Below are 7,758 nucleotides of genomic sequence, written 5' to 3' on the forward strand. Positions count from 1 at the left end.
CGCCGTTGAGGTAGGCGTTCTCGACCATGTGCAGGGCGAGCGCGGCGAACTCGTCGGCATGGCCGAGCCGGCGCGGGAAGGGGATCGCGGCGGCAAGCGAATCCTGCGCTTCCTGCGGCAGGTTGGCCAGCAGCGGCGTCAGGAACAGGCCTGGCGCGATGGTCAGCACGCGGACGCCGAACTGCGCCAGTTCGCGCGCGATCGGAAGCGTCATGCCGACGATGCCGCCCTTGGAGGCCGAATAGGCCGACTGGCCGATCTGGCCGTCATAGGCGGCGACGGAGGCGGTGTTGATGATCACGCCGCGCTCGCCGGTCGCCTGCGGCTCGAGCTTGGACATCTCGGTCGCGGCGAGGCGCAGCATGTTGAAGGTACCGATCAGATTGACCTTGATCACCTTGTCGAAATCGGCGAGCGCCATCGGACCGTCGCGGCCGACGACGCGCTTGGCAACGCCGATGCCGGCGCAATTGACCAGCACGCGGGCCGGACCGTGGGCCTTCGCTGCCTGCGCGATCGCGGCTTCGGCGGAAGCGGCATCGGAGACGTCGCAGGTCACGGCGACGCCCTTGATCTCGGCGGCGACGGTTTCCGCGAGCTTGGTGTTGAGGTCGCACACCGCGACCTTGGCGCCCTGCGCCGCCAGTTTTCGCGCGGTGGCCGCGCCCAGTCCCGATGCGCCGCCGGTGACGATGGCTGCCTGATCCTTCAACAACATGGCGTTCTCCTGTAGCGGTAATTTGTTATCCGACCGATATCACACGGTTGGATGGATTGGCAGCGTAGAGCTCCTCGATCAAGTCGGTGCGGTGCTCCAGCACGGCGCGCTGGTTGATCGAGCCCTTGTCGGTGACCTCGCCCTTGTCGATCGACAGCGGCGTGTCCATCAGGATTGCGCGCGTGATCCGCGTCGAGGAGCCGGTGGCCTGGCCGAGGAAGCGGGTCAGGCGCTCACGGAAGGCGTCGCGCACCAGCCGGTCGCGGGTCGCGACGACGAGATCGTCGGTCGGCAGCGTCGGATTGATCAGTCGGCAGCCGTCGAGGTCGAGCACCACGAGGGCAGAGATTTCGTCACGGTTGATGCCGGCGATGACGACGTCGCGCACCAGCGGCGCGCAGGCTGCGGTGAGGCGCGCGCGCAAGGGGCCGACGCTGACCCAGGTGCCGCTGGCGAGCTTGAAGTCTTCGCCGACGCGGCCGTCGAAGTCGAAGCCGGCATTGAGATCATTGGGGTCGGCAGGTTTGAGTGCATCGCCCATCATGTAAAATCCTTCTTCGTCGAAGGATTTTGCGGTGATGTCGGGCTGCCGCCAGTAGCCGGGCATCACGTTCGGCCCCTTGGCGCGCACCTCCAGCTTGCCGTTGTTCGGCACCAGCTTGGCGTCATTGCCCGCAACCGGAAGGCCGACATGGCCGGAGCGGCTGGTGCGCGGATTGACCGACATGAAGAACGGCGCCGTCTCGGTCGCCCCGAGCCCGGTCAGCATCGGCACGCGATAGCCCTTTTCCTTCACCGCGAGCGCGTCGAGGCTGTCCCAGATGAACGGCGACAGCGCCGCACCCGAGAAGAACATCGCATGCAGCCGGTCGAAGAATTTCGCGCGCAGGCCCTGGTCGTCGCGCAGGTATGGCAGCAGCGACTCATAGCCCTTGGGTACGTTGAAATAGACCGTCGGCGAGATCTCTTGGAGATTGCGCACGGTCTCCTCGATACCGCCGGGCATCGGCTTGCCGGCGTCCAGATACATCGAGCCGCCATTGTAGAGCGTCAGACCGATATTGTGGTTGCCGCCGAAGGTGTGATTCCAGGGCAGCCAGTCCACGATGACCGGCGGCTCGTCCTTGAGGAAGGCGAGCGTCTCGCGCAGCATCACCTGGTTGGCGCAGATCATGCGCTGGGTGTTGATGACGGCCTTGGGGTTGCCGGTCGAGCCCGAGGTGAGCAGGAATTTCGCGATCGTGTCGGGGCCGATCCTGCCATGGACATCGTCAAGATCGCTGCGGATCGGCGTCGCCATCAGGTCGGCGAGCAGGGTGACGTCGCGGCCCGGCACGTGGCCATAGGACGCGGCGATCTCGGTGCCAAGCGAGACGTTGGCGGCGAGCGCATCGGCAAACTTGTCGGCGTCCTCGGCGAAGACGAGGCCGGGCGTCAGCAGCTTCATCAGATAGGACAGCTTGCCGTAATCCTTCGACACCAGCGAATAGGCCGGCGACACCGGGCAGAACGGCACGCCGGCATAGAACGCGCCGAAGGCGAGCAGGGCGTGGTCGATCGAATTGCCGGAGAGGATGACGACCGGCCGCTCCGCCGACAGGCCGCGCGCGATCAGGCTCGAGGCGATGTGCCGGCTTGCGGTGAGCAGCTCGGCATAGCTGATCTTGCGCCAGAAGCGGCCGCCCTCGCGCTCGGCCATGAAGATCCGGTCCGGCGTCGTGCTCGCCCAGTGATGCAGACGGTCGGTGATGCGGACGGGATAGTCGCCGAGCGGCTGCTTCGGCCTCAGATAGATCGTGCCGTCATCGCGGCGCTCGACGTCGACGGCGGGATCACCGAACGAGATCGGCCGCAGCGGGAAAGTGCTCGCGCCGCGCTCCATGCTGGAAGAGGACGGCTGCGCGCTCATGACTTCGGCTTTACCTTTGCGGTCTTGTGTTCGAGGAATTCGCGGATCCGCCGCTTGGCCTCCTTGTCGCTCTGCGCGACGGTGGCCATCAGCGATTCCATCAGGAGACCGGCCTGCGGATTGGCCTCCGCGATCATCGGCAGCGCCTGCAGCACGGCGAAGTTCGTCAGCGGTGCGTTGGACGCCACCTTGGCCGCGAGCTCCAGCGCCTTGCCGAGCCCGTTGCCGGCCTCGGTCAGATATTGCGCGAAGCCATAGGACGCGCCTTCGGTCGCGCTGTAGACGCGCCCGGTCAACATCATGTCCATCATCCGGGCGACGCCGATCAGCCGCGGCAGCCGCACCGAGCCGCCTCCGCCGACGAAGATGCCGCGCTGCCCTTCCGGCAGCGCGAAATAGGTCGAGGGCTCGGCGACGCGGATATGCGCGGCGCAGGCGAGCTCCAGCCCGCCGCCGATCACGGCGCCCCGGAGCGCGGCGATCACGGGCACGCGGCTATATTGGATGCGGTCGAACACCCGGTGCCACATCTGCGAATGGAGCAGGCCGCCGGTCGCGTCGTGCTCGGTCAATTCGGAGAGGTCGAGGCCGCTGGAGAAATGGTCGCCGATGCCGTGGATTACGACCGCGCCGATGTCCTCGGGCAGGGACGCGAAACACTCGCCGATTTCCAGGATGATGCCGTCATTGAGCGCATTGCGCTTGGCCGGCCGGTTCAGACCCACGGTGAGAACCCGGTCCGCCCGCTCGATCTTCAACAGCCCGGAGCTGCCCGCGTTCGCGGTCTCGGCGTTTCCCTGTGTCATTTGCGTCCTTGTCAGAATAGTTATGTTGTATAACGAATTCTGGGGGAGTCAAGGAGGGGCGCATCCCCGCCTGCGTCGAGGTGGCAGGAAGGCGCCTGGCAAATCGCCGGCGCGGTGCGCAGAACTGTCTCAGACGGCTTCGGCAATCAGCTTCTTGGCGGCCTGAGCGAGCAGGCCCGAACGCGTATAGCCATGGGTCTCGGCATATTTGTCGATCTGCTCCAGGACGTCGCCGGGCAGGGTGACATTGACGCGCACGATCTTCGGCTGGTCGTCCTTCACCGACACCAGAATCGCGACCCCGGAGCGATTCTTCGGGTCAGCCATGATCTCTTCGAGCGACGAAGGCTCTGGTACCGATGCGCCGTCTTCCAAGATGCCTTCAAGGTGAAGCGCCAGCGCTTCCTCGGCCATGTCGCGTGCTTCGTCGAGCGTGGTCCCCGCGGTCACAAGCCCCGGCAGATCGGGGAACGACACGCCGAAATCGCTGTCAGCATCTTTATGGATAAGACCAATGTAGTGACGCATGGCGCTCACCTCAGTTTCAGGCCGGCTTGTCGCTCGATGCTCTTCAACGTTCGAGCGGGATGTCCCGCTGCGGGTGAGGGACAGTGACGCGGCCTGGTTTTGCCGGGTGCTTGAGTTGGACGTGGCTGCCTTTTTGAGCCACTTGGACCCAGCCATTCCTGTGAAGCGCCGAGATGATGTCTCGACTATTCATGGTGTGTATTTATACACATCATAACTCATTGTCAATTTCGGATTCACATCACCTGGTGCACGTCGATCACGACGCGATCGGCATGCCGTGCCGCCGATCCCACGAAGATGTGCTCCATCAGCCAGCGATACTTGTCGTGCCCGGTCTCGAATTTCGGCACGGTGCGGAAATAGATCAGCTTGGGATCGACCGGCTCGCCGCGCTTGAGCTTTTGCAGGAGCTCGACGGGGCCGAAGCGCATGCCTTTGTTCTCGACATAGACGGTTGCGCCGTCGTCGGTCTCGAAGGCGTATTTGGCTTCGAGATCGATCAGCTCGTTGGGGCGGATGGTCTGGAAATCGGCGCCGAACGGCAGCACCTTCCCCGTGATCGTGCCTTTCACCTCGCCGCCGATGATCGGGATGATGCGGCGGACTCCGATCCCGGTCTCGCCGGCGGTGACGACGTCGCCGATGCGGACGGTAAGGGTGAAGACGTATTTTGTTTCCAACGTCGGCGTGGTCATCGCTTCACCTCTTCAATGCGCCATCATGCGTGTCGGCAGCCAGATCGCCAGCGCCGGGAAGGCGATCAGAATCACCAGGCGGATCAGGTCAGTGACCACGAACGGACTCACGCCCCTGAAGATGGTGGAGAAGGACACGTCCTTCACCACGCTCTTGATGACGAACACATTCATGCCCACCGGCGGAGTGATCAGCCCGAGCTCGACGGTCATGACGACGATGACGCCGAACCAGATCGGGTCGAAGCCGAGATGGATGATGACCGGGAAGATGATCGGCACGGTCAGGATGATCATCGCCATCGCGTCCATCAGGCAGCCGAGCACGAGATACATCACCATGATCAGCGCCAGCACGCCGTAGGGACCAAGGCCGAGCCCGGTGAGAAGCTCCGTGACCTTCTGCGGCGTCTGCGTCACCGTGAGGAAATAGCCGAAGATCAGCGCGCCGATCAGCACGGTGAACACGGCGGCTGCGGTGCGTGTGGCCTGAAGCAGCGAGGCCAGCACCTTCTCGCGGTCGAGCCGGCCCGTCAGCACGCCGATGATGAAGGCCCCGGTCGCGCCGACGCCGCCGGCCTCTGTCGGCGTGAAGCGCGGCAGGAAGGGCAGGCCATAGAGGCCGCCGATCACGAATACGAACAGAAGCACCGGAGCCCAGATGTCCTTCAAACCGGCGAAGCGTTCGCGCCACGGAATCACCTTGCCCTTGGCCAGGAAGTCGGGGCGGAAATAGCCGATCAGGAAGATCGTGATCATGTACATGGCCATCGCGAGCAGGCCGGGAATGATGCCCGCGATGAAGAGCTTGCCGATGTCCTGCTCGGTGATGATGCCGTAGACCGCAAGCACCGTGGAGGGCGGTAGGATCGCGCCCAGCGTGCCACCGGCCGCGATGACCCCCGTGGCAAAGGACTGCGGGTAGCCGAAGCGGCGCATCTCCGGGTAGGCGACGGCGGAGAACGTCGCGGCGGTCGCGACCGACGAACCGCAGATCGCGGCGAAACCGCCGCAGGCGCCGACGGTGGCGATGCCGAGCCCGCCCCGCAGATGGCCGACGAAGCCGTTGGCGGCGCGGAACAGCTCGCGGCTCATGCCGGAGTTGCTGACGAAGGATCCCATCAGCAGGAACATCGGAATCACGCCGAACGTGTAATCCGTCACCGTCCGCATGGTGACTTGCCCGACCATCTTCAGGGCCGGTGTCGAGCCGACGAGATAGCTGAAGCCGCACACGCCGACGAGACCCATGGCCATGCCGACCGGCACGCGCAGCAGCATCAGGGCAAACAGGGAGACGAAGCCGAGGACGGCGACGGCGTCGGTACTCATGGTCACTCCGTCACCTTGATCTTGGGTTCGTGCATGTCTTCGGGGTGGAAGATCAGGCGGTACGTGCGGATCGCGATCAGCAGCACGGCACAGACGTCGCCGATCCATGCGACGAGGAAGAACGGCCATGTCGGCATGTGCAGGTCGAAGGTCTGGACGTTGTCGTTGTAGGTGCCGCGCACCTTGTCGAACAGCGTCCAGGTCTGCACGGTCACCACGAACAGCAGCACCAGGGTCGCAAACACGTCGATCCAGCGCTGGTGGCGCGGACCGACATTGCCCCAGACGAGGTCAACCGTGATGTGGGTGCCGCGATAGGAGGTCGCGGCGATGCCCCAGAAGATCAGGATGCCGAGCAGCATGCGGCCGATGTCGAAACTGTCGGGGATCGAATAGTTCAGCGTGTTGCGCAGCAGCACCGACAGGAAGATGTCGAGCGCGACGATGCCGACGAAGCCGGCCGCGATCCATTCGATCGAGTCGATGATGCGGTCCATCCAGGAGCGCTTCATGGGTTGTTCCTACCGGGTGAGCTGATTCGTTTGAGCCAGATGTCGCCGCGCATCGCCTCTCCCCGCGTGCGGGGAGAGGCCGCAGCGCATCGAAGATGCGATGCGGGTGAGGGGGACTCTCCGCGAGTCCGTCTGTCACCATCTTTGCGGAAGCAGCCCCTCACCCCAACCCTCTCCCCGTAAGAACGGGGAGAGGGGGATAGAGAGCCCGCCATGGCCTCACTCCGCCAGCGCGTTGTACTTCTTCAGCGAGGCCTTGAGATCCGTCAGCGTCGCATCCGGATCGGCACCGGCTTTCTTGGCGCCGTCGCCCCAGGTCCTGACCAGCGGCTCGGCGGCCTTCTTCCAGGCGGCAGTCTGCTCGGCCGTCAGCTTGTAGACCTCGTGACTGGATTCCGCCTTCACCTTGGCGATGCCGGCATCCTCGAACTTGCCCCAATGCTCGCCGACCGCCCCCGCCATTTCGACCGAGCAGTTCTTGTCGATCGCGGCCTTCTGCTTGTCGGACATCGCGTTGTACTTGTCCTTGTTGATCACGAACACGAAGGTGGTGGTGTAGAGCGGCGCCTCCATGTCGTATTTGGTCACCTTGTCGATGCCGAACAGCACCAGGGAGCCCCAGGGGAAGGTGACGCCGTCGGCGACGCCGCGCTCGATGATGTCGCGCACTTCCGGTGCCGAGGACTGCACATTGGTGCCGCCGAGCGAGGTGACGAAGTTCGCCATGGTGGCGTGGGCCGGGCGGATCTTCATGCCCTTCACGTCTTCGGGGTTGACGATCTTCTTGGTCCGGGAGTGGAACGAAGAGGGCGAGTGGACGAAGGCGAGGCAGTATTTGACGTCCTTCATCTCCTTCTCGGCATGTTTGCGATACCAGGCGTCCAGTCCCATCGAGCCGCCCTTGGCGTCCGAGATCAGGAACGGCAGCTCGCCGGCGCCGATGATCGGGAAGCGGCCGGGCTGGTAGCCCGGGTTGACGTAAGTGACGTCGGCGATGCCGTCGCGCGCCATGTCGTAATGATCGAACGCCTTGCCGAGCTGCTGGGCCGGAAACACCTTGCTCTTGATGGTGCCGCCGGAATCCTTCTCGACCGCGGCGGCCCAGTCTTCCAGCGATTTTTGCAGCGGATGCGAGGCCGGCACCCAGTGCGAGATCTTCAGATCGAAGGTCTTGTCCTGCGCGAACGCTGGGCTCACGCTTGCTGCCAGCAGCAATGCCAGACAGGCTTTCCTCATCACGCGTCTCTCCCTGTTG

The 7,758-nt window shown here is 64.3% G+C and carries 8 protein-coding genes and 1 pseudogene; all 9 read right to left on the reverse strand.

The window, feature by feature from the left end; genetic code table 11:
- Nucleotides 1-718, reverse strand: a 718-nt coding sequence (locus tag JHD07_RS13470; protein WP_291622855.1) for an SDR family NAD(P)-dependent oxidoreductase, incomplete at its 3' end; no start/stop codon positions are given.
- 25 nt (nucleotides 719-743) lie between these two features.
- Nucleotides 744-2,627 (reverse strand): feruloyl-CoA synthase, encoded by a 1,884-nt coding sequence (locus JHD07_RS13475; protein ID WP_291622857.1) that lies wholly within the window; start codon nucleotides 2,625-2,627, stop codon nucleotides 744-746.
- Nucleotides 2,624-3,433 (reverse strand): crotonase/enoyl-CoA hydratase family protein, encoded by an 810-nt coding sequence (locus JHD07_RS13480; protein ID WP_291622859.1) that lies wholly within the window; start codon nucleotides 3,431-3,433, stop codon nucleotides 2,624-2,626. Before JHD07_RS13480 ends, JHD07_RS13475 begins: the two co-directional genes overlap by 4 nt.
- 129 nt (nucleotides 3,434-3,562) lie before the next feature.
- On the reverse strand, nucleotides 3,563-3,961 hold the full coding sequence (locus tag JHD07_RS13485; protein ID WP_291622877.1) for a type II toxin-antitoxin system HicB family antitoxin: 399 nt from the start codon (nucleotides 3,959-3,961) through the stop codon (nucleotides 3,563-3,565).
- Between the two features lie 5 nt (nucleotides 3,962-3,966).
- A pseudogene (locus JHD07_RS13490) lies at nucleotides 3,967-4,154 on the reverse strand (type II toxin-antitoxin system HicA family toxin).
- A gap of 43 nt (nucleotides 4,155-4,197) precedes the next feature.
- On the reverse strand, nucleotides 4,198-4,659 hold the full coding sequence (locus JHD07_RS13495; RefSeq protein ID WP_291622861.1) for a DUF3237 domain-containing protein: 462 nt from the start codon (nucleotides 4,657-4,659) through the stop codon (nucleotides 4,198-4,200).
- Between the two features lie 12 nt (nucleotides 4,660-4,671).
- The gene (locus JHD07_RS13500) at nucleotides 4,672-5,991 is read right to left on the reverse strand and encodes a TRAP transporter large permease (protein ID WP_291622863.1); all 1,320 of its coding nucleotides are present in this window, start codon (nucleotides 5,989-5,991) and stop codon (nucleotides 4,672-4,674) included.
- Nucleotides 5,992-5,993: 2 nt separating this feature from the next.
- On the reverse strand, nucleotides 5,994-6,503 hold the full coding sequence (locus JHD07_RS13505; protein WP_291622865.1) for a TRAP transporter small permease: 510 nt from the start codon (nucleotides 6,501-6,503) through the stop codon (nucleotides 5,994-5,996).
- A gap of 219 nt (nucleotides 6,504-6,722) precedes the next feature.
- The gene (locus tag JHD07_RS13510) at nucleotides 6,723-7,739 is read right to left on the reverse strand and encodes a TRAP transporter substrate-binding protein (RefSeq protein ID WP_291622867.1); all 1,017 of its coding nucleotides are present in this window, start codon (nucleotides 7,737-7,739) and stop codon (nucleotides 6,723-6,725) included.
- Nucleotides 7,740-7,758 lie beyond the last annotated feature (19 nt).

It is taken from the genome of Bradyrhizobium sp. (assembly GCF_016462955.1).
Lineage (GTDB): Bacteria > Pseudomonadota > Alphaproteobacteria > Rhizobiales > Xanthobacteraceae > Bradyrhizobium.

Excerpts from the sequence above, each read along its gene's own strand:
- JHD07_RS13475 (WP_291622857.1), bottom strand. The coding sequence starts at position 2,627 with ATGAGCGCGCAGCCGTCCTCTTCCAGCATGGAGCGCGGCGCGAGCACT.
- JHD07_RS13480 (WP_291622859.1), bottom strand. The coding sequence starts at position 3,433 with ATGACACAGGGAAACGCCGAGACCGCGAACGCGGGCAGCTCCGGGCTG.
- JHD07_RS13485 (WP_291622877.1), bottom strand. The coding sequence starts at position 3,961 with ATGCGTCACTACATTGGTCTTATCCATAAAGATGCTGACAGCGATTTC.
- JHD07_RS13495 (WP_291622861.1), bottom strand. The coding sequence starts at position 4,659 with ATGACCACGCCGACGTTGGAAACAAAATACGTCTTCACCCTTACCGTC.
- JHD07_RS13500 (WP_291622863.1), bottom strand. The coding sequence starts at position 5,991 with ATGAGTACCGACGCCGTCGCCGTCCTCGGCTTCGTCTCCCTGTTTGCC.
- JHD07_RS13505 (WP_291622865.1), bottom strand. The coding sequence starts at position 6,503 with ATGAAGCGCTCCTGGATGGACCGCATCATCGACTCGATCGAATGGATC.
- JHD07_RS13510 (WP_291622867.1), bottom strand. The coding sequence starts at position 7,739 with ATGAGGAAAGCCTGTCTGGCATTGCTGCTGGCAGCAAGCGTGAGCCCA.